Below are 19,645 nucleotides of genomic sequence, written 5' to 3'. Positions count from 1 at the left end.
TATTATTCTCCGGTACCGGTCTGACCAGCTTGGGCATTAATGATCGCGCTGCAGCCGCCATTGCAGAATAGCTTTGACGACTAAAGTGGCAATCGCCATCAGGGTGAGCAGAGCGGCAGCGATAAAGGCGCCGGTGGCATTGTAGTCCTGCTGCAGTAGTTCGATATGCAATGGCAGGGTATTAGTTTGGCCGCGAATCGTGCCGGATACCACCGACACCGCACCAAACTCGCCAACCGCCCGGGCGTTTGTCAGAATCACCCCATACAGCAAGGCCCAGCGGATATTGGGAAAGGTAATATGCCAGAATACCTGCCAACCGCTGGCGCCCAGTAACACTGCCGCTTCTTCCTGCTCGGTGCCGAGGGTCGACATCAGTGGTACCAGTTCTTTTACCACAAAGGGGCAGGACACAAAGACCGTAACCATCACCAGGCCCGGCCAGGCAAACATTAACTGTACATCAGCGGCATCCAGCCAGGTCGCAAAAGGTCCGTTGCTGCCGTATAACAACAGGTAAAGCAAGCCCGCCACCACCGGCGAGACGGCGAAAGGGATATCAATCAGCGTCAGCAGCAGCCGACGTCCGGGGAAGGTAAAGCGGGTGACGCACCAGGCAATCAGGGTACCAAATACCAGATTGATCGGCACGGTCAGACCGGCAACCAGTAACGTCAGGCCAATGGCATGCAGCATATCCGCATCGCGTAAATTGCTGATCACGCCACCTATGCCGGCCGAAAAGGCAGCAATAAAGATTAATAGCAGCGGCGTTAGCAATAACAGCACACTTAAGCCTACGCCTGTGCCGATCAGCACCCTGCGTAATAATGGTGAAGCACCAAGCTTAGACGTCATTTCAAAGCTCCACTGATATGCTGATAACGCTGCTGGATGCCGTTAATCACAAACAGCAGTACCAGCGATGCCAGTAATACCACGCTGGCGATGGCGGCAGCGGCAGCATAATCAAACTCCTGCAGCCGGATAAAGATCATCAGTGAGGTGACCTCGGTTTGCCAGGGCAGGTTACCGGCGATAAAAATCACCGCCCCAAATTCGCCCAGGCTGCGGGTAAAAGACAGGGCAGTCCCCATTAGTAACGCCGGTTTGATCTCCGGCATGATCACCCGCCAAAAGGTTTGTAACGGGCTGGCACCCAGGGTAGCCGACGCCTCTTCGTATTCCGGACCAAATTCTTCCAGTACTGGCTGCACGGTGCGCACCACAAAGGGCACACTGGTGAAAATCATTGCTACCACTATACCAAGCCAGGTATAGGAAACTTTAATGTCCCACAGTGCCAGATATTGGCCAAACCAACCCTGGGTGGCATAGAGTGCCGCCAGCGTCAGGCCGGCAACTGCGGTAGGCAGAGCAAACGGCAGATCCATCAGGCCATCCAACAACAAGCGGCCCGGAAAACGATAGCGGGTTAGGATCCAGGCCATCAGCAAGCCAAAGAACAGGTTAAAGATACTGGCGACCAGGGCGGCGGACAGTGTGACCTTGTATGACGCCACCACCCGGGGATCACTGATAATTGCCCAGTAATCGGCCAGACTGAGCTCTGCTACCTGCATCACCAGACCCGAGAGCGGCAGCAGAATAACCAGGCCAATAAAAAACAAGCTACTGCCCAGGCTGATGGTAAAGCCGGGCAGTACGCTTTTACTGCGCAGTGCCCGAAAAGGCAGGGCGCTCATCGACTCCGGCGTCCTTCTGCCAGTAACTTATCCAGCTCAGCGTTGTTGGCAAAGTGGTCAGTATGCACTTTTTCCCAATCGCCAAATACCTGCTCTACGGTAAAGAGGTTGGTCTGCGGAAACTTATCAGCATTTGCAGCGATCACCTCCGGATGATGGACACGGTAGAAGAAGTTAGCCAGCAGCTGCTGCGCTTCTGCGGTGTACAGAAATTCCAGATAGGCTTTGGCTTGTTCGGCGGTGCCGTTGCGTGTGACGTTGCGATCTACCCAGGCAACCGGAAACTCGGCCAGCACATTCGTTGCCGGAACCACCCGTTGTAACTCCAGGTCCGGGTACTGGGCGATAATATTGTTCACTTCCGATTCAAAGGTAATCAATACATCACCCAGTTGGCGTTCGATAAAGGAGGTGGTAGCGCCACGACCGCCGGTATCAAATACGACGACACGGCGCAGGAAATCGATCATCCAGTTACGCGCTGCGTCATCACCAAGGCGCTGCTTAGCCGCACCATAGGCTGCCAGATACGTATAACGGGCGTTACCTGAGGTTTTCGGGTTAGGGAATACCAGGCTCACGTCGCCCTGGGTCAGATCGGCCCAGTCCTGAATGTTTTTCGGGTTACCTTTGCGTACTAAAAATGCCATGGTGGAGTAGTAAGGGGAGGCATTATTGGGTAACCGCTCGCGCCAGTTGGCAGGTAGCAGGTTGCCGCGTTGATGCAGCACATCAATATCCGAACTTTGATTAAAGGTTACCACATCGGCGCGTAAGCCCTGAATGATGGCCTGCGCCTGACGGGAAGAGCCACCATGCGATTGGTTGATGGTTAGGGTCTCGCCGGTTTTTGCCTGCCAGTGTGCAACAAACAGCGGGTTAATTTCGGCAAATAATTCGCGGGAAATATCGTAACTACTATTTAATAATTCTTTGGCTGACGCCACCGACAGGCTGGACGCCAGTAAGCCGGCAACAAGGATCAACTTACGCATCTGCAATTCTCCAAAATAAGCAACTGCAGCCAGTTTAATATGCCAATTTTTTGCGACAAGGCATTTCATTAAGCTAATTTGTTATAAGGCATAGTATCAGGCTATAACCAGATCCAGAGCAGCATAGCGCTTAAAGTGGAAAAAACAGCGGTACCAGTAACAGACTGACCATCAGTACCAATAAGGTAAAGGGGCTGCCAATTTTCAAAAAGTCGATAAAGCGGTACTGGCCGGGGCCCATCACCAGCAGATTGACTGGTGAAGCAATGGGGGTCATAAAGGCGGTAGATGCGCCTAATGCCACCATCATCGCAAAAGGATAGGGTGAGGCATTGAGGGCACTGGCCAGACTCAGCGCGACCGGCGCCATCAGTACGGCTGTCGCCGTATTGGATATCACCAGGCTAAATAACATGGTAATGATAAATACGCAGGCCAGCATTAACAGAGGGGCCTGATTGCCGGCTAGTTGTAATACCCCGCTTACAGCGAGATCAATGCCGCCGGTTTGCTGCAGTGCCTGAGCAAATGGCAACATCCCAACAATCAGTAATAAACTTGGCCAATGCACTGCCTTGTAGGCATTATTCAGGTCAATACAGCGGCAGGCGCCAAGTACTAATGCTGTGATCAATGCCGCCAACACCGTTGGCACTATACCGGACACCATCAGCGCGATCATCAGCAATACCGAGCCGATTGCGTAGGGCGCTCTGTCCGCGGCGGGTGTTGCTTCATTACTCTCTGCTGGTAAGCTTAGCAGCAACAGATCGCGTCTATGCTGCTGTAAACGGCGGATCTCTGACCAACTGCCAGCTAGTAACAGCGTATCTTGTTGTTGCAGTACCTCATCAGGTAACACATTTAGCAGGGCTTCGCCTTTGCGTTTAATACCGACAATATTCAGCCGGTAGCGGCTGCGAAAACCGATTTGTTGAATGCTTTTACCGGCCAATGCCGAATCCGGTGGCAAGGCAACTTCGACCAGACCTAACTGGTGTGCGTGCAAGCTATAGTAGGAGTGGTGCAATGGCTGTGGGCTGAGCCCCAGAATGGCCGAGGCTTCAAGTACGCTGGCACTGGCAGCGGCCAGATCGACCAGCAGCACATCACCGGCTTGTATCACTGTTTGTGAGTTGGCGACCAATAATAAACTGCGTAACCGCGCCGGACGTTCGACTGCGACCACATTGATCCCGTACTCGGAGCGTAAGCCAAGGGTATTCAGAGGTTGATTAACCAGCGGCGAATGAGGCTGCACCTGTAGCCGGAACTCGCGGCTGGTCAGCCGGTACTGTTCGGCCAAACCACTCAATGAGATACTATCTTGTCCGGTGTTTTGACCCACTGCGGGACTTAGAAATCTTTTGGCTAACAGCATATAGCCAATGCCCAGAATTAAAACTATCAAGCCTATTGGCGCGAAAGCAAAAAAGCTGAATCCGGCCTCACCGGCGCGCTGTAATTCAGCGTTCACAACCATATTGGGTGGGGTTGCTACCAGCGTCAGCATGCCGCCTATCAGGGCTGAAAATGCTAATGGCATTAATAGCGGTGCGGGGGATAGCTTGAGCTTAGCGGCAATACTCAGTACCACCGGAATAAAAATCGCCACTACACCGGTTGAACTCATTACTGCACTCAGAGTGGCAACGGCTAACATTAATAGCACCAGCAACCGGTTTTCACTGTTGCCGGCGTGTTTTACCAGGTAATCTCCAAGGCGATAAACCACACCGGTTCGCACCAGGGCCTCACCAATGACGAACAATAGCGCGATCAAAAGCACGGCCGGCTCGCTAAAACCGGCCAGACTTTGCGATAAGGTCAGGACTCCGGTGAGCGGAAACAACAGCATCAGCAGTAAAGCAATAACATCACTACGCGGTTTATTGAGAGTAAAGCCCAGCATGGCGGCGGCCAGTAAAACCAGCGTTATCGTCAAGTCTATCGTCATCAGGATCCTTTGTCATAACTGGCTGAAGCGCTGCTACAACTGCAGCATAGCGTACCTTAGGTTACAACGTCTTGATCAAAAACACTAAAACAGCTGGTCAGACCGGTACCGGAGTGTTGTGGATAGAAAAGTGCTGTGGATAAATGCCTGATTAGCGGTGGAACTTAGTTTCCAGGATCACCGAGGAGGTGGTGCGTTCCACACCTTCCAGATTACCAATATCATCCAGCAGGTGACTAAGCTGCTCCGTTGTTTGCGCCTGGACTATGGCAATCAAGTCATACTCGCCGCTGATCGCATAAAGGGCGGCAATTTGTGGCATTTGCCGTAGCTCGACATTAGTACGGGCGGTGAGTTTTTGTTTGACCTTAATGCTGACGTGCGCCGATACCAGGTTGCTAAGGTAACTTTCCCCCAATTCAACGGTAAAGCCTTTAATGATGCCGTTATCCTGCAGCTTCTGTAGCCGGTTTTGTACTGTGGTGCGGGATAGCTGCAGCGCACGCGCCAGATCCGAAATACTGGCCCGGGCATCGCGCTGTAACAGTGCTAGCAGTTTTTCATCTTCTTTATTTAGCATAATGTCAAAATATCTTATCAGAATGCATTTATTATCGATTAAACTGCAAAAAATGCCACTGCAATCTGATTTTTTTGCCAACTATAATAGCCGACATCCGGACGGCATTGACCGTTGCTATTCTCAGGGCGCCTTTAAATGTTAGTGATCAGGCCTATTACCGCTGCCGATTTTCCCGCGTTAAAACGCATTGCCATTGAGTCCGGCCCGGGTTTTACCTCGTTACCTGATCATGATGAGCGGCTGGGGCAAAAAATTGCCCATGCTGAACATAGCTTTGCGGCACAGGTTAATCAGCCGGGCGATCAGGGCTATTTATTTGTGCTGGAAGACACCAGTAGCGGTGATATCGTCGGCACTACCGGCATCGAAGCGGCAGTTGGCTTACATACGCCGCTTTATCACTTTCAGCAAAATACCATTATTCATCATAGCGCCGAACTAAATGTCCTTAACCAGCTGAAAACTTTAACGCTATGTAATGATTACACCGGCGCGTCAGAAATTTGTACCTTGTTCCTGCGCGAAAGCTATCGTCGTAACCATGCCGGTCGCTTTTTATCGAAAGTACGTTTTCTGTTTATGGCAGAGCATCCGACACGTTTTGCCAGCAAGGTGATTGCTGAAATGCGGGGTGCGGCCGATGAAAACGGTATACCGCCGTTCTGGAACTGGTTACAAAAGTTGTTTTTAACCATCGATTTTCCCACCGCTGATAAGTTGATTGGCGTGGGGAAAAAGTCCTTTATTGCTGAGCTGATGCCACGGCACCCGATCTATGTTGATCTATTACCGCAACAAGCACAGCAGGTGATCGGTTTGGTGCATGAAAATACCAAGCCTGCGTTAAAAATGCTGGAAGCCGAGGGCTTCCGCCATCGCGGCTATGTGGATTTATTTGACGCCGGCCCCACTGTAGAAGCTCAGCTAACCGATATCCGCTCTGTGGCGCAAAGCCGCAAAGTCACGGTTAAGGTGCAAGAGGTGCAGGGTGAGTCGACTCTGGCAATTGCCAATACCGCGGTGCGGCATTTCCGGGCCAGCTTTGGTAAAGATGCGCATTACTGCCCGGAGCAACAACTCTTACTGCTAAGCCCGGCTATGGCTGAGGTCTTGCAGTTGGAAAGCGGCGATTTCGCCCGTTTTATTAATCTGGATCAGCGTTAAACGCGGCCAGTACATTACACTACGACAGCTGATTATATTGAACTACTGAACCCGAAGCGGAGTTGCTATGCATACTGATGTAAAAGCGTTATTCGATAACTTATGGCAAGACTACCTGAGCGTCACCCCGTCGGCCAAAAAAGTGCACCAACTACTGGGTTCTTCGCAGCAAGATGATGTGATTAACGATCATATCGCACTGCGCACCTTTAACCTGCCTAAAGTATCTTTAGACAAGCTGGCTGCCCACTTCCTGGCCCTGGGTTATGAAGAGTGTGGTGAGTATCACTTTGAAGCAAAGAAACTCTACGCCAAGCATTTTGAGCACGCCGATCGCACCTTACCCAAGGTGTTTATCTCCGAATTGCTGCTGGAAAAATGTTCAGCTGAGTTAAAAGCCACCATTGAGCAGTTAGTGGCGCAGATCCCTGAGCAAGCGGTCACGGCAGATAATTTCCTGTACTCAGGTACCCACTGGCAAGTCAGCCAGGCGACCTATGAAAAACTGCTGGCAGAAAGTGAATATGCTGCCTGGGTTGCCGCCTGGGGTTATCGCGCCAATCACTTTACGGTAAGCGTCAATGATCTGCAGAACTTCGATAGCCTTGAGCAGGTGAATCAGGCACTGAAAGATGCCGGCTTCCTGCTGAACACCTCAGGTGGCGAGATCAAAGGTACGCCACAGGTGTATCTGGAACAGTCGTCGACGCTGGCGGATTTAGTTACCGTTAAGTTCAGCGATACCGAGGCGACCATTCCAAGCTGTTTCTATGAGTTTGCCCGTCGTTACCCCTTGGCGAATGGCTTGCTGTATACCGGTTTTGTGGCGGCATCGGCGGATAAGATCTTCGAAAGTACCAACGCCCGCTAAGCGAATATTTCAACCAAAGCTGAACTTTGCCCCGGTCCTTGTGCCGGGGCTTTTTTTCGCCCTCGCACTATCCTGACAGCAGCTGCAGCCTTTGCTGGTAGGTAAAACTTCCGCAATTTAGTGCTGTTCTGAGGTACCATTAGCTGATACTCCTGATAAATCTGAACTATTGCCAAGATGACTGAATATCAAAAAATGCTAAGCGGTGCCTGGTATGATCCGCTGGACAAAAACTTGCGCGAGCTGCGGCTTGAGGCGCGAAAGTTGACGCAGCAGTTTAATAAAACCCAACCCGAGCAGCATAATGTTCGCCGTCGTTTGCAACAGGCGTTATTTGCGACAGTCGGCGAGCAGGTGTTTATTGAACCGCCATTTTACTGTGATTACGGCAAACACATTTCTTTTGGCGATCATGTTTTTTTGAATTTTAACTGTACCATCCTGGATGTTGCGCCAGTCACCTTTGGCCATCATGTGTTTGTTGGCCCTGCGGTGCAGATCTATACCGTTAATCATCCGCTCGATGCTGCAACCAGGCGCAGTGGTGTGGAGCAGGCACTGCCGGTACAGATTGCTAACGATGTCTGGATTGGTGGTGGTGCCATCCTTTGTCCCGGCGTGAGTATTGGTGAGGGGGCAGTGATTGCCGCCGGTGCGGTAGTGGTAAAAGACGTACCGGCCCGAGCTGTTGTTGGCGGTAACCCGGCCAGATTATTGAAACAGCTTTGATTGTTATTCAATCACTTAGCTCAAATGTCGGGGATAATTATGCCGCCAATACTGGCAATAACCTATAATGGCGTTATATTCAACTTGGTGTCATAACCCAACAGGACATAATATGAAAAAAATGCTTATCGCCACGGCTTTACTGTGCAGTACCAGTGCTCTGGCCAATGATGCAATTTCCGCCTCGCTTTGTGGCTTCGTAGCCGAAGATAATCGTAATCAGGTACGCAAGGTACTGGCAGATAATAAGTTAAATCTGCGTAATATCTACAGTGGTGTGCGTTGCAATAACGAAAGTTTGTTACAACTGGCGATCCGCCGCGATGCCCTGGATACCGGTACCTTTATTGTCAAACAAATGCCGGCAAAGGTGTTGGCTGATGCCAATTATGAGGCCTGGGCAACCGCGAATGGCTTTGCTGACAACCCGCTGGTTAATATTATCAAGGCGCGTTTAGGCGAATAACGCTGGCGCCTTTTCAGCGCTGCTTGTCGTAACTAAGCCCCGCAATGCGGGGCTTTATTTTGTTAAGGCACTGAACTTTTTCAAACTTTTTTCTGACGAAAGCCGTACTGGAATAGAGTTAATCAGGGAATCCCGTATGTTGAAGCAGAGTTTGCGTTGGGCACGCTATCTGGTGCTGCCATTGTTGTTGGTCGCGCCATCCTTGTTGGCCTTTCCGCTGGAAAAAATTACCGTGCCTTTGGGGCATCCGGCTAACGGCAGCCTGGTGCATTTACCGGGACAGCAACAGCTGTGGGTTTCTGGCTTTAGCCAATATGAGCGCTGGCTGACTCAGGTCGATTTAAACTCGTATCAAACCCGTAGTATCGAAGTACCGCCGCAGGCACAGTATTTTAGCCGCGGCAAACTGGCTGGCTATCAGCATGAGCAACTGTTGTTGCTGACGACCGATGGCATTTTGCAGCTGGAGCAGCAGGACGGCCGCTTTAACTGGCGCAAGCTGCTGCAGAGCGAGTCAATGTTTCGGGTGGTTGATGCGGTGCGGTTACGCGAACGGCAGTTTACTGTGGATCTTGGCTCTGGCCTGAGTGATATTTTACTGCCGGATTTTCAGTTTTATCACCTGTACCGGCAGCAAGCGGACGGTAGCTTCCGCCACTTTGCGTTACCTGTTAGCGCCCGGGTGCAAACCTGGAATAATAACCGCGCCGACTACAGTGGTCGCCGCTTTTATACCTTGGATGTTAACCTGGACGGCATGACGGATCTTCTCTTTGTGCAGGGCGGGCAGGCGCAGGTTTTTTTACAGCAGGCAGACGGTAGCTTCAGTACCGAGCCCTGGCAACCGGGTTGGCCGCTTGAGTTATCAACTGAGCAAAAAGCCGACCAGCGTTCAGATGCCGGACGTAGCTATAGCGGGCAGCGGATTGTCAGTTTGGAGGAGATCACGGATCTCGACGGAGATGGCTTGCCGGACCTGGTGCTGCGGGTCGAGCAAATTGCTGATGCACTGGAGCGCAGTGCGCGTTTTCTGGTGTATTTTGCCAGTGCGAACGAACAGGGGCTAAGCTTCAGTGCGTCGCCGGATACCGAGATTGCGGTTGATTCGGTCCCGACCGAAGTGGTAATTGCCGATTTTAACGGCGATGGCCGTAAAGATTTTTATATCCCAACCACTAAGATTGGTGTCGGCACCATTGTGCGGGTGTTATTGCGTGGCAGTGCCAATCTGGATGTGGATTTCTATCTGTTATCTGCAGACAGGCGTTATCCTGCGAAAGCTAACTTCCGGCAACAGGCAAAAATTGACGTCAGTATCAGTAACCTGCGTTTTGATATGCCGCTATTCGAGCTGATGGATCTGACTGGTGATGGCCGTAAACATCTGGTACTGGGGGAAGCGGGCACCGAGCTGCACTTTTTTGCGCCGGACCGAAGTCGCCTGTTTAGCCGCAACAGCGACAAGGTGCAGTTAACCTTGCCGCGCGATGCCAGCCGGGTCAGAGTGTTTGATCTGAATGCTGATGGCAAAGCCGATTTGGTGCTGCCTTATGATAGTCTCGACGCTGAAGGGCAGCGCAATCAACTGGTGTTGCTATTAACGCCGGTACAAAACACAGACTAAACTTGACGTTAGCGCTGGCGCTGGTCAAGATAGGTTTTTTTTAAAGGAGTTGCCGGTGCTGTATCTGGCGATGCTGCTGGCCGCTGCTGGAGGCGGCGTTTGCCGCTTTTTATTATCCAATCTGCTTGCGGCTTATTGGACCAAGCCTTTCCCGCTGCCAACCCTAGTGGTGAATCTGAGTGGTGCCTTTCTGCTTGGCCTGTTATGGGCCGGTAAGGATCTGCAGCAGCTGAGTCAGGCGCAATGGCAGATCCTGGCATTAGCGGCCCTGGGCAGTTTTACTACTGTCTCCTCATTAAGTTTGCAAACCGTGATCTTGTGGCGCAGCCGCGCTTTGCGCCAGGCGCTGCTTTATCCTGGCATTAGCGTCGGCGGCGGCCTGTTGCTGTTGCTATTTGGTAGCTGGTGCGGGCGGCAGTTATGGTAAAGCTGAAAGATACGGCGGCGGTCGCCTTAGGAGCCGGTTTGGGTTCGGCCTGTCGCCTTAGTCTTGGCGCCTGGGTCGGGGTAACAGTATGGCCCTTTGCAACCTTAATGGTTAATTTGCTGGGCTCCTTGCTAATTGGCTGGTTAGCGATCGTCAGTCAGCCCGGTGGTCGTTATCCGATGCCAGCCTGGCAGCAACAATTCTGGCTGACCGGCTTTTGTGGTGGTTTTACCACGTTTTCCTTGTTTAGTTTCGAGCTGTTGCAGCTATATAGTGCCGCCAGTTACGGCGCAGCCGGCAGCTATCTGCTGCTGACTGTTATCGGCGGCTGTTGCTGTTGTTATCTCGGGATGCGCCTGGCTCAGCGGCCAGAATAAGCTCGCCGGCGGCATTGCTGCCACCGGCTATCTCACGGTCAACCTGATTAACGCGCTTCAAAGTAGAACGGTTGGCGTTGCCGCTCACGCAGGCCTATCTCATGCATAGTTTCGGCGTCGAACAGCCGGCCATTGACCATCGTATAAATCACCTGATCGCTGACCCGGATATCCTGCAACGGATCGCCATTAATCACAATTAAATCAGCCAGTTTACCCACTTCAATACTGCCCAGCTGATGGTCCATGCCAAAGGTGATCGCCGGGTTCAGGGTAGCGGTTCGCAGCGCTTCCAGTGCTGTCATGCCACCCTGGGCAAACATCCAGATCTCCCAGTGCGCTCCCAGACCTTCGCGCTGACCATGGGCGCCGATATTCGCGACGACACCAACCTCTTTCAGCTCATTCGCGGTTTTTACCACATTAAAGTGATTGTAGTGATGCTCGGGAGCGGTGGGCCGGCGCATACTGCGGGGCGCTAATTGATCCATGGGTACATAGCGGCTCAGGCGGGGATGTTTCCATACCTCGGTTTTGTCATACCAGTAGTTTTCACCCCAGATGCCACCATAGGCCACGTTCAGCGTGGGGGTATAGGCGGTGCCGCTGGCCTGCCACAGCTGCTTGATATCCTGATACACTCTGGCTGCCGGCAGCGCATGTTCAATGGTGGTGTGACCATCCACGATCATCGTCAGGTTATGCTGCATCAGAGAGCCGCCCTCCGGCACGACCATCATATTCAGCTCGCGCGCGGCCTGGATCACCTGCTGCCGTTGGTTGCGCCGCGGCTGGTTATAGCTCTTGACGCTAAAGGCGCCCACTTTTTGTAACCGGGTTAAGTGAAACCTGGCATCGTCCAGACTATCGATATGTGAAGTATAGCCGGCACCTTCGGCACCGTAGAGGATGGTGCCAGTGGAGAAAATCCGTGGTCCGACAATCTGACCACTACGCTGTAGCTCGCTGGCACTAAAGATTTCGCGGGTATCATTCGAGGGATCGTGAATACTGGTCACCCCGAACGTCAGGGCCGCATAGTTTTGCCAGTTTTGCTGTGGGGTAATTTGTTGCACGCCCTGACTGCCATGCGCATGGGCATCGAACAGGCCAGGCATCAGGGTTTTACCGCTAATATCAAACACCCTGGCGTCTTTGGGAATAGCGATCTCGTCGCGGCTGCCAACGGCGCTAATCTTGTTATCGCGGACCAATACCACCGCATCCTGTAATACCTTATCACCCTGCATGGTGATAACCTGACCACCGACAAAAGCGACGCTACCACGTGGTATGTCAACGGGCGCCGAAAAGCCTAACTGGGTGATTTTGGGCTCCGGGCTTTTCGCTGCCGACAGATCGAACAAGCCACTGACCTGTTGCTGGTAAAGCTCCGGCCCCAGGCTCCAGTACAGGCTGCTGCTATCACCGGCCCAGCTAATGTACTCGCCGGCACGCACCGACAGCTGTTTGACCGGAAATTGCTTATCGTTGGCGGCAATTTCAATTGGCCGGCCGCGTTCGACAAAGGGGGTGACAAAGACTTTAAAGCGATCGGCAAAAGCCAGATATTTACCATCCGGCGACAGCTTAAATTCGGTACCAAACTTGGCACTGTACAGGGTTTGTTGCGTATGTTTGGTCAAATCAATACTGATCAGTCTGGGGGCGCTGCCAAAGTCCATCGCATAGACCTTGTCATTACCGGCGCCAAACATCGGAGCGCGGCCATTGCGGGCAATCAGCTCAGCTTCGCCGCCACGGCTACTGACTTTATACAGACCGGTATTCATTGACCATTGTTTTGGCAGCAGGCTGCCGGCACCAATTTTACGGTATACCACGGTGCGGCCATCCGGACTAAAGGTAGGTTCAATAAACTTACCAGGCTCGGTGGTTAGCTTGGTCACCCGGTTATTGCGTAAATTCAGAATATTGACTGCACCCTGTGTCTGATCATTCCAACTGACATAGACCAGCTCACGGCCATCGCGCGAGAACTGCGGATAGAATTCAAAATCGGTAGTTTGCCGGGTCAAACGCCGCGGTCTGGGATTGTTAAGTTCGGTGATATACAAATGGCCCAGAGCAGTAAAGACGGCTTGTTTACCATCCGGTGAAACCTGAACAAAGCGCAACATCTTAGTATCAAACTGTGACTGATCCAGATCCTGTTTTACTCTGAGCGCGGTTTGGATCTGTTTACTGGTATTGACGCTAAACGGAATAGTGCTGACGCTTTTATCGCTGAGTCGCAGCGTTTTAATCTCGCCACCGGCCCAGAACACTAACTGCTGATTATCGGGTGTCCAGCTTAGGGTAGGGTAAACGCCGTGAATAGCCCAGGTTTCCTGCATATCACGGTCCAGACCATCGTACAGTTTAATATGCTCGCCACTGGTTAAATCATATAAAAACAAGGTACTTTGGAAATCGACCCGCCGGATATAGGCCAGATATTTACCGTCCGGAGATGGGGTCGGACGAATGGCACCACCAGCACCGGCCAGTAATACCTCAATATTGCCGGTTGCGCGCTCAAAGCGCTTAATAGCATAGATACCGCTTTCTGAATCCTGACTGTAATGAAAGGTTTTACCCGGCGTATCGTCCTGCGAAAAATAGATATATTGGCCACCAGGTGAAAACGCCGGTTCGCCAAGATCTTTCTGATCGTTCGGCCGCTCTGTCAGCATCACACCGTTGCCACCACTGATATGGTATTGCCAGACTTCACCGGCACCCAGAGAACGACTGGCAGTAAAGTGCTTACGGGCAACGATAAACTGACCGTCCGGACTCCAGGCTGGACTATTTAACAGACGAAAGCTTTCTTTGGTGACGGCTCTGGGTTCGCTGCCATCGGGGCGCATGATCCAAATATTGTCGCCGCCATCGCGATCAGAGGTAAAGGCAATATATTTGCCATCCGGACTAAATACCGGCTGCATATTCCAGGCGATATCATTGGTCAGGGCAGTCGCGGCTCCGCCGCTGATCGGCATGCTATAGATGTCACCCAGCAAATCAAAAACGATGGTTTTACCATCCGGGCTTACACTGACATTCATCCAGCTACCTTGCTGGACCTGAATATCAACCTGGCTAAATTCTCCCTGCGGCGCATTAACCTGCCAATCGGTGGCCGGGGTGTCGGCCTGTAACGGTAAACTGGCCAGGGCGAGTGCCAGCAGGCTGGGCTTAAAATAAAGCATGGCTGATCCTTAATCTTATTATTCTGTTAACGAGAATAGCAGAGTGGCATAAAGCGATCATAAAGTTAAGGTAGCGGGGCGGGTGATGCGGCAAAAGTATCGTCTGGAGGGACAGAAATAAAAACGGCACCCAAGGTGCCGTTATTTAAGCAAGATGCCAGACTTAGCCGCCAGCACGGGCTTGCAGAGACTCGATTACCGGTGAGCTACCAAAGCCATTACTTTGCGCCCATTCGATATCGCCTGAGGCTGCAACCTGACTACCAGGTAACTGCTTAATAATAAAGTCGGCGGTATCGTTAGCACCGCTTTTAATCGCGAAACGAACTAAGGTTAAACCGTCGCACTGAATACCTGAGTAAACGTTGCTCAGACGTAAACGGTTATCAGACAGGGTTTTACGCAGGGCGTTGCGGTTATCAGCGGCAACATAAGAACAAATTGACTGTGCCAGTTGATCGTTTGCGGCAACAGGAGAACTGACGAAAGCTGTAGCAGCAATGGCAGCAGCAAGGGTTAACAGTTTACATTTCATAACAAACTCCTAGGTTGTACCTTACGATCAGGCTTAAGTATAGTTTTAATACCAGCGAAAGACACAATCGACATCTGGAGTCGCAGCATATCAGACCAGTTTCGGTCATGGCAGCCCGGCTATCGTAGGTTTCCCCTTAGATCCGCAGCTTTGCGTGCACACCCTTTCGGATGCCGTGCCTTTCGTTGGGGCGCATTTTAAGGAATGCTGAAATTATACGCAAGAAAAGTTTAACGCCAAACACGTTGAACGGTGTGCTAATTGCGATAAAGTCGCGGAAGCTTGTGATCTAAAAGTGATTTACTAGGGCGTGTTGACGTTTGCTGCTTGTTTTTGCAGCCGTTTGGCTGGTGTTTATACAAGGCAGAGCTTGTGATGTGTAGTTATTCTACATGAACAAGCGATAACGCAGTAGAAACGCCAGCCAAACGCTGCCCGTAGGGTTCGCGCTGGCGACGCTTTGCTCTTTGTCACTCGTCACTTATTTAGAATGACTAAACTGCGTTCCTCGTTTCGCGACCAAAGCGCCGCCAGTGCGAACAAAATCTAAGCAGTAAACGTCAACACGCCCTTAGCTGCTATTCAATTTTTCATTACTGTTGCTGAAATTATGCCGGAACAAGGATGTTGTGATAACTGTGCGCAACCTTTGCAGGGGGCGTTTTGCCACCACTGTGGCCAGGAAAAAAAGAGTTATATCCGCAATTTGAGCGGGGTACTTACTGAGTTTTTTGGTGAGTTCAGTAACTGGGATAGCCGGTTGTGGCGAACCTTATTGCCACTGTGGTTCTGGCCCGGCTATCTGAGTAAGCGTTATTTAAATGGCCACCGGGTACCCTATGTGCCACCGCTGCGGCTGTATTTATTTACATCAGTGCTGACCTTTCTGCTGTTTTCATCGTTATTTTCCAACAATGTGGTGGTAAACCAGCCGCAAGATGCACAGAGTGTGGCTCAGCAACAACAGGTGATGACTGACGTTAAACAACAGCTGGTAGAGCAGGGTGTTTGGCAGGAAGACCATGATTTGGAACTATTCCGTCTGCCGTTTCTGACGTTAGCGCAACAGCAAGCCTATAACGAAAAGATGCAACAACTGGCCAATCAGCCTAAGCTGGCGATTAATAAGTTTTTTTCATTAGCACCGCAGATGATGCTGTTGTTCTTGCCGTTGTTTGCGTTAATGCTAAAGCTGCTTTACTGGCGTTCCGGTCGCTTTTATATGGAGCACCTGATTGTCGCCTTACACAGCCATAGCTTTATTTTGCATATGCTGGCGGCAATAGTCTTGTTACAACTGGCCGCTGACTATAGCAGCTGGGCCTTGTTAACGACAATCTGTAACAAGCTGATCTGGTTGTTACTGTGCTGGATCCCGCTGTATTTGTTTTTGTTCCAAAAGATCTACTATCAGCAGGGCTGGGCCAAAACCCTGCTGAAATATGTTCTGACAATTACCATCTATAACAGTATGGCGCTGCTTGGTTTTATCAGCCTGCTGGTATTAAGTGTGTTATGGGCCTGAATTATAGTCAAAGCCCAGCAGCTGCCAGTAGGGTGGCCATGCGGCTTAAGGCGTCAATACCCTGAATATCGGTGGCTTGTAACGGCACTTTATAACGGCGTAACTGACTAAATTGTTGCTCGATTTGCGCCAGATGCTGCTGTTCCTGTAAACGACGCTGCGCCAGAAACTCACCATCAGCATGCGCTGGCAGGATGCGGTTCACCACCAGACCTGCCAGCGGTAATTTTTCATCCAACAGCGTTTTTACTGCGCGGCCAGTCTCCAGAATAGGCAATTTTTCCGGCGTTAATACGAAGAGTAATGCACTACGTTGTTTATCCAGCAGTAATTCGCGGGTGCGTTGTAACAGACGTTGCCGGCTTAATAAAGTTTCGGTAATGGCTTTATTACGTTCATCCATGCCGGCCGTGGCATGTTCAGCCGGATCGGCCAGTGGGTTGGTGATATCGCGGCCGCCTTTAGGTGTCAGATGCCCCAGTACTTCGCCCAGCTTGGCGGAACGTTGATTGGCATTCAGTAAACCCTGAGTCCAGGCCGCCATGGCTTCGGGTAAGCTAAGTAATCTAAGCGTGTGGCCGGTTGGGGCTGTATCAAAGATCAGTAAATCATAGTCGGTCAGGCCAAGCTCAATGGTATGCGCAATCCGCTCCAGCATTGCCGCTTCCTGTGCGCCGGGCGATTGACGGGTAAGCCGCATTTGTCGCTCAATCTCGCTAAACATTTCTGGCCGGGTAAAGCGCTTTAACTGCGCGGTCACTTTCGCCAGATGTTGCTCGACTTCCCGATCCGGGTCCAGTTCCAGACCATCCAGGTTAGGGGCCAGGCGGGTGATGCGGTCACCAAAAGGCTCGCGGCCAAAGGCATCGGCCAGGCTATGCGCCGGATCGGTCGAGACCAACAACACCTTTTTGCCACGTTCACTGGCCAATACGGCCAGCGCAGAGGATACCGTGGTTTTGCCAACCCCACCTTTACCGCCGACCAGCAGGACTTTTTTATCGGTTAACAGCATTTAAAATTATCCAGTGGCGAGTGTTCCATACCCATCCGCAGATGCCAGTCATGGAAGCGCTCCAATAACAAAGGTTGCAGCTCCAGCGTGTAATAACTGGCTGGGTTGGGCACACCCATCATTTCAGAGAAGATCAGCAGCATAAAGAGGTCATCCTGCTCCCGTTGCGCCCGGGCGATCGCCGAGCGGTAGGGGGCATTGTAAACCTCCTCGACGTAGAAGTTGGCCTGGCGGAACCAGGCCTTAAGGTTGTCCAGCTTTAAATCCAGTTTCATGCTTTCGCGGCTTTGTTGGCTTTGATCTGTTTAGTCAGGGTTGAACCTGACTCCAGGATCACCAATATCGCGGCCACCAGGATAATAATATCCAGCGTAAACAGGAACCAATCGCCCTTATCATAGAAGGCTTTTAACTGGATTAATAAGCCCAGGGTGGTCATGGTAAGCAGGAACATCAGTGGCGCTAGCGTGTACCACATCGGACGTCCCAGCTTGACCAGCATCACAGTGATCACCAACAGGGTCAGACCGGCCAGTAACTGGTTAGTGGTACCGAATAAAGGCCAAATCAGCATACCGCCTGAGCCATCACCACCGGCACCAAAGGCCAGCAGTAAACAGCTACCGACAGCCAACAGAGTGGCAGGAGCGGCCTTTTGCATCCAACTGATATTGTAGATGCTACCCCATTCCTGGAAGATATAGCGCTGTAAGCGCAGACCCGTATCCATAGTGGTACCGGCAAACAGCACGACCATTACCGTCAACAGCGTTTGCGCCAGCACCATGTCTAAACCGATACCGTCCTGTAAAATATTTGCACCGCCACGGATAAAGGCGCCGACGCCACCCTGACCGAAGCTGTGATAAATTGCCTGCCAATCTGCCAGGGTCGCGAAACCAGCGGTTGCGGCAATAATGGCAGCCAGAGCTAATGAACCTTCACCAATAGCGCCGAAGTAGCCAACGAAACGCACATCCGGCTCTTTATCCAGTTGCTTGGACGTGGTGCCGCTGGAAACCAGGCCATGGAAACCGGAAATGGCACCACAGGCAATAGTGACAAACAGCAGCGGGATCAGAGACGGCGTACCTTCCGGTACCTCGGTGTTAAACGCAGGCGCGACAATATCCGGGCTGGCGAAAATAACCGCTGCATACAGCAGACCCAGACCGATAAAGAGTTGAATACCGTTAATATAATCCCGTGGCTGCAGTAGGGCCCAAACCGGTAACAGCGAGGCAATGGCAGCGTAGACAAATAACAGGATAATCCAGCTCTGACGGTCATTCAGGCCAAACATCACTTCAGTGGGTAAGGCCAACGGGAACATCGGACCGGCATAAATCATGGCATAGAGTGCAACGACACCGATGATTGTCACCATCAGCAGGCCAATTAATTTACGGTAAATCAGCTGGCCGATAATCAGCGCGACCACTATCGCACCCCAAACCGGCACCGTAGCGCTGGGGAAATTGATCAGCTGGTTGGCGATTACGACGGCAAATACCGCGTTGACCATCAGCAGCACCAGGAAGATCACAATCATAAAAATACTGCGGGCACGGTTGCCAACGATATCGCCGGTTAAAGCGCCAATCGACTTAGCTTTATTGCGGCTACTGGCCCAGATAGCTCCGGCATCATGCACACCGGCGAAGAAGATAGTACCAAATACCACCCACAGGAATGCAGGCACCCAACCCCAGATCACGGCAATAGCCGGGCCGATAATAGGCGCTGCACCGGCAACAGAGGTAAAATGGTGACCCCACAGGATATATTTATTGGTGGGTACATAGTCCACGCCATCCTGCATTTCATGCGCTGGCGTACGGAAATTCGGATCGACTTTAAATATTTTTTCGCAGATAAATTTTGAATAGACGAAATAGCCAAGTGCCATGGCACCCAGGCCCATTAACATCAAGAAAATAGCATTCATGCTACTACCTCTTAGTGGGTTTAAGACCAACTAAGCATGGTACAGCATAAGCGGCAGGGCAAATATGCGACTAAAGTCGAATACCCGGCAGCATTTTTCTGCCGGGAGTTTGATCTGGCGCAAAAATCAGCGCTTTTGGATCCAGTTGCCATCCAGCAAAATAAAGTGACCGCGCACGGTGCGCTCTATCGCTTTTTGACCGGCCATCGCTTCCACATCACTGACCGCAATATTATTTTCACGGGCCAGCCGGTTATACTCAGCGCGGCGGGCATCGTTAATCAGCTTGACCAGCAGCTCTGTATCAGTGCCAGCCTGTACCACGCCCAGATAGCCATTCGGTTGCTCGCCAACCAGGCCCTGCGCCTTAGCATTAGGCAGTGCCGCCATCGCCTGTTGCAAATTCATCGCCAGTACTGGCAAGCTACAGGCCAGCAGCAGGCTGAGGAAGAGTAACCGGCTGTGTTGCAACGCTCTCGTTATTAACTTATGCACTTGCATCTTCAGG

Annotated in this window: 19 protein-coding genes and 1 riboswitch; of the genes, 8 read left to right on the top strand and 11 right to left on the bottom strand. The window is 51.6% G+C overall.

Annotation, left to right across the window (positions count from 1 at the left end; all coding sequences use genetic code 11):
• Positions 1 to 36: 36 nt before the first annotated feature.
• The 5 genes from cysW to A9165_RS10095 form a co-directional block, all read right to left on the bottom strand.
• Complete coding sequence (gene cysW / locus A9165_RS10115) at positions 37 to 858, bottom strand: sulfate ABC transporter permease subunit CysW (protein ID WP_008610408.1); 822 nt, start codon at positions 856 to 858, stop codon at positions 37 to 39.
• Positions 855 to 1,706 carry a sulfate/thiosulfate ABC transporter permease CysT gene (cysT, locus tag A9165_RS10110; protein ID WP_065955783.1) on the bottom strand — a complete coding sequence of 284 codons (852 nt, stop codon included), beginning with the start codon at positions 1,704 to 1,706 and terminating at the stop codon, positions 855 to 857. Before cysT ends, cysW begins: the two co-directional genes overlap by 4 nt.
• Positions 1,703 to 2,701, bottom strand: a complete 999-nt coding sequence (gene cysP, locus A9165_RS10105) for a thiosulfate ABC transporter substrate-binding protein CysP (protein WP_065955784.1) — start codon at positions 2,699 to 2,701, stop codon at positions 1,703 to 1,705. The genes cysT and cysP overlap by 4 nt, the downstream gene beginning before the upstream one ends.
• Before the next feature lie 130 nt (positions 2,702 to 2,831).
• Positions 2,832 to 4,658, bottom strand: coding sequence for an SLC13 family permease (locus A9165_RS10100; RefSeq protein WP_008951967.1), 1,827 nt, complete (start codon positions 4,656 to 4,658; stop codon positions 2,832 to 2,834).
• Positions 4,659 to 4,809: 151 nt separating this feature from the next.
• Positions 4,810 to 5,238, bottom strand: a complete 429-nt coding sequence (locus A9165_RS10095) for an Lrp/AsnC family transcriptional regulator (RefSeq protein ID WP_008610413.1) — start codon at positions 5,236 to 5,238, stop codon at positions 4,810 to 4,812.
• A 138-nt stretch (positions 5,239 to 5,376) separates the two neighbouring features.
• On the opposite strand from A9165_RS10095, the gene astA reads away from it, so the two are divergent.
• The 7 genes from astA (at position 5,377) to A9165_RS10055 (ending at position 10,899) form a co-directional block, all read left to right on the top strand.
• Positions 5,377 to 6,405, top strand: a complete 1,029-nt coding sequence (astA, locus tag A9165_RS10090) for an arginine N-succinyltransferase (RefSeq protein WP_065955782.1) — start codon at positions 5,377 to 5,379, stop codon at positions 6,403 to 6,405.
• A gap of 67 nt (positions 6,406 to 6,472) precedes the next feature.
• Entirely contained in the window at positions 6,473 to 7,276 is an 804-nt protein-coding gene (locus A9165_RS10085; RefSeq protein ID WP_008951968.1) for a DUF1338 domain-containing protein, read from the top strand.
• Positions 7,277 to 7,453: 177 nt separating this feature from the next.
• On the top strand, positions 7,454 to 8,005 hold the full coding sequence (locus A9165_RS10075) for a sugar O-acetyltransferase (RefSeq protein ID WP_008610418.1): 552 nt from the start codon (positions 7,454 to 7,456) through the stop codon (positions 8,003 to 8,005).
• Between the two features lie 112 nt (positions 8,006 to 8,117).
• Positions 8,118 to 8,471, top strand: coding sequence for a DUF3718 domain-containing protein (locus A9165_RS10070; protein ID WP_008610419.1), 354 nt, complete (start codon positions 8,118 to 8,120; stop codon positions 8,469 to 8,471).
• 136 nt (positions 8,472 to 8,607) lie between these two features.
• Positions 8,608 to 10,095, top strand: a complete 1,488-nt coding sequence (locus tag A9165_RS10065) for a VCBS repeat-containing protein (protein ID WP_065955780.1) — start codon at positions 8,608 to 8,610, stop codon at positions 10,093 to 10,095.
• A 55-nt stretch (positions 10,096 to 10,150) separates the two neighbouring features.
• Entirely contained in the window at positions 10,151 to 10,522 is a 372-nt protein-coding gene (locus A9165_RS10060; protein WP_065955779.1) for a CrcB family protein, read from the top strand.
• Positions 10,516 to 10,899 (top strand): CrcB family protein, encoded by a 384-nt coding sequence (locus A9165_RS10055; protein ID WP_008951972.1) that lies wholly within the window; start codon positions 10,516 to 10,518, stop codon positions 10,897 to 10,899. The genes A9165_RS10060 and A9165_RS10055 overlap by 7 nt, the downstream gene beginning before the upstream one ends.
• A 47-nt stretch (positions 10,900 to 10,946) precedes the next feature.
• Here the strand turns inward: A9165_RS10055 and A9165_RS10050 are convergent, their stop codons facing one another.
• Positions 10,947 to 14,114, bottom strand: a complete 3,168-nt coding sequence (locus tag A9165_RS10050) for an amidohydrolase family protein (protein WP_065955778.1) — start codon at positions 14,112 to 14,114, stop codon at positions 10,947 to 10,949.
• A 163-nt stretch (positions 14,115 to 14,277) separates the two neighbouring features.
• Positions 14,278 to 14,649 carry a DUF3718 domain-containing protein gene (locus tag A9165_RS10045; RefSeq protein WP_008610425.1) on the bottom strand — a complete coding sequence of 124 codons (372 nt, stop codon included), beginning with the start codon at positions 14,647 to 14,649 and terminating at the stop codon, positions 14,278 to 14,280.
• Positions 14,650 to 14,755: 106 nt separating this feature from the next.
• Positions 14,756 to 14,839, bottom strand: a riboswitch (cyclic di-GMP riboswitch).
• Between the two features lie 516 nt (positions 14,840 to 15,355).
• Between A9165_RS10045 and A9165_RS10040 the strand changes: the two genes are divergently transcribed.
• Positions 15,356 to 16,174 (top strand): DUF3667 domain-containing protein, encoded by an 819-nt coding sequence (locus A9165_RS10040; RefSeq protein ID WP_255365694.1) that lies wholly within the window; start codon positions 15,356 to 15,358, stop codon positions 16,172 to 16,174.
• Between the two features lie 7 nt (positions 16,175 to 16,181).
• Here the strand turns inward: A9165_RS10040 and A9165_RS10035 are convergent, their stop codons facing one another.
• The 4 genes from A9165_RS10035 to A9165_RS10020 all read right to left on the bottom strand — a co-directional run bounded on the left by A9165_RS10035 (position 16,182) and on the right by A9165_RS10020 (position 19,638).
• Positions 16,182 to 17,189, bottom strand: a complete 1,008-nt coding sequence (locus A9165_RS10035) for an ArsA family ATPase (RefSeq protein WP_065955776.1) — start codon at positions 17,187 to 17,189, stop codon at positions 16,182 to 16,184.
• Positions 17,180 to 17,464: a cory-CC-star protein gene (locus A9165_RS10030; RefSeq protein WP_008951977.1), complete on the bottom strand. Its 285-nt coding sequence runs from the start codon at positions 17,462 to 17,464 to the stop codon at positions 17,180 to 17,182. The genes A9165_RS10035 and A9165_RS10030 overlap by 10 nt, the downstream gene beginning before the upstream one ends.
• Positions 17,461 to 19,137, bottom strand: coding sequence for a carbon starvation protein A (locus A9165_RS10025; protein WP_065955775.1), 1,677 nt, complete (start codon positions 19,135 to 19,137; stop codon positions 17,461 to 17,463). Before A9165_RS10025 ends, A9165_RS10030 begins: the two co-directional genes overlap by 4 nt.
• 126 nt (positions 19,138 to 19,263) lie before the next feature.
• Positions 19,264 to 19,638, bottom strand: a complete 375-nt coding sequence (locus A9165_RS10020; RefSeq protein ID WP_008951979.1) for a YdbL family protein — start codon at positions 19,636 to 19,638, stop codon at positions 19,264 to 19,266.
• Positions 19,639 to 19,645 lie beyond the last annotated feature (7 nt).

The organism is Alishewanella sp. HH-ZS (assembly GCF_001704375.1).
GTDB lineage: Bacteria > Pseudomonadota > Gammaproteobacteria > Enterobacterales > Alteromonadaceae > Alishewanella > Alishewanella aestuarii.
Note: the sequence above shows the minus strand (reverse complement) of the source record. Positions and strands in the feature narration are given on the sequence as shown.

What these genes read in the sequence shown, in the direction of transcription:
- cysW (WP_008610408.1), bottom strand. Translation starts at nt 858, where the DNA reads ATGACGTCTAAGCTTGGTGCTTCACCATTATTACGCAGGGTGCTGATC.
- cysT (WP_065955783.1), bottom strand. Translation starts at nt 1,706, where the DNA reads ATGAGCGCCCTGCCTTTTCGGGCACTGCGCAGTAAAAGCGTACTGCCC.
- cysP (WP_065955784.1), bottom strand. Translation starts at nt 2,701, where the DNA reads ATGCGTAAGTTGATCCTTGTTGCCGGCTTACTGGCGTCCAGCCTGTCG.
- A9165_RS10100 (WP_008951967.1), bottom strand. Translation starts at nt 4,658, where the DNA reads ATGACGATAGACTTGACGATAACGCTGGTTTTACTGGCCGCCGCCATG.
- A9165_RS10095 (WP_008610413.1), bottom strand. Translation starts at nt 5,238, where the DNA reads ATGCTAAATAAAGAAGATGAAAAACTGCTAGCACTGTTACAGCGCGAT.
- astA (WP_065955782.1), top strand. Translation starts at nt 5,377, where the DNA reads ATGTTAGTGATCAGGCCTATTACCGCTGCCGATTTTCCCGCGTTAAAA.
- A9165_RS10085 (WP_008951968.1), top strand. Translation starts at nt 6,473, where the DNA reads ATGCATACTGATGTAAAAGCGTTATTCGATAACTTATGGCAAGACTAC.
- A9165_RS10075 (WP_008610418.1), top strand. Translation starts at nt 7,454, where the DNA reads ATGACTGAATATCAAAAAATGCTAAGCGGTGCCTGGTATGATCCGCTG.
- A9165_RS10070 (WP_008610419.1), top strand. Translation starts at nt 8,118, where the DNA reads ATGAAAAAAATGCTTATCGCCACGGCTTTACTGTGCAGTACCAGTGCT.
- A9165_RS10065 (WP_065955780.1), top strand. Translation starts at nt 8,608, where the DNA reads ATGTTGAAGCAGAGTTTGCGTTGGGCACGCTATCTGGTGCTGCCATTG.
- A9165_RS10055 (WP_008951972.1), top strand. Translation starts at nt 10,516, where the DNA reads ATGGTAAAGCTGAAAGATACGGCGGCGGTCGCCTTAGGAGCCGGTTTG.
- A9165_RS10050 (WP_065955778.1), bottom strand. Translation starts at nt 14,114, where the DNA reads ATGCTTTATTTTAAGCCCAGCCTGCTGGCACTCGCCCTGGCCAGTTTA.
- A9165_RS10045 (WP_008610425.1), bottom strand. Translation starts at nt 14,649, where the DNA reads ATGAAATGTAAACTGTTAACCCTTGCTGCTGCCATTGCTGCTACAGCT.
- A9165_RS10035 (WP_065955776.1), bottom strand. Translation starts at nt 17,189, where the DNA reads ATGCTGTTAACCGATAAAAAAGTCCTGCTGGTCGGCGGTAAAGGTGGG.
- A9165_RS10030 (WP_008951977.1), bottom strand. Translation starts at nt 17,464, where the DNA reads ATGAAACTGGATTTAAAGCTGGACAACCTTAAGGCCTGGTTCCGCCAG.
- A9165_RS10025 (WP_065955775.1), bottom strand. Translation starts at nt 19,137, where the DNA reads ATGAATGCTATTTTCTTGATGTTAATGGGCCTGGGTGCCATGGCACTT.
- A9165_RS10020 (WP_008951979.1), bottom strand. Translation starts at nt 19,638, where the DNA reads ATGCAAGTGCATAAGTTAATAACGAGAGCGTTGCAACACAGCCGGTTA.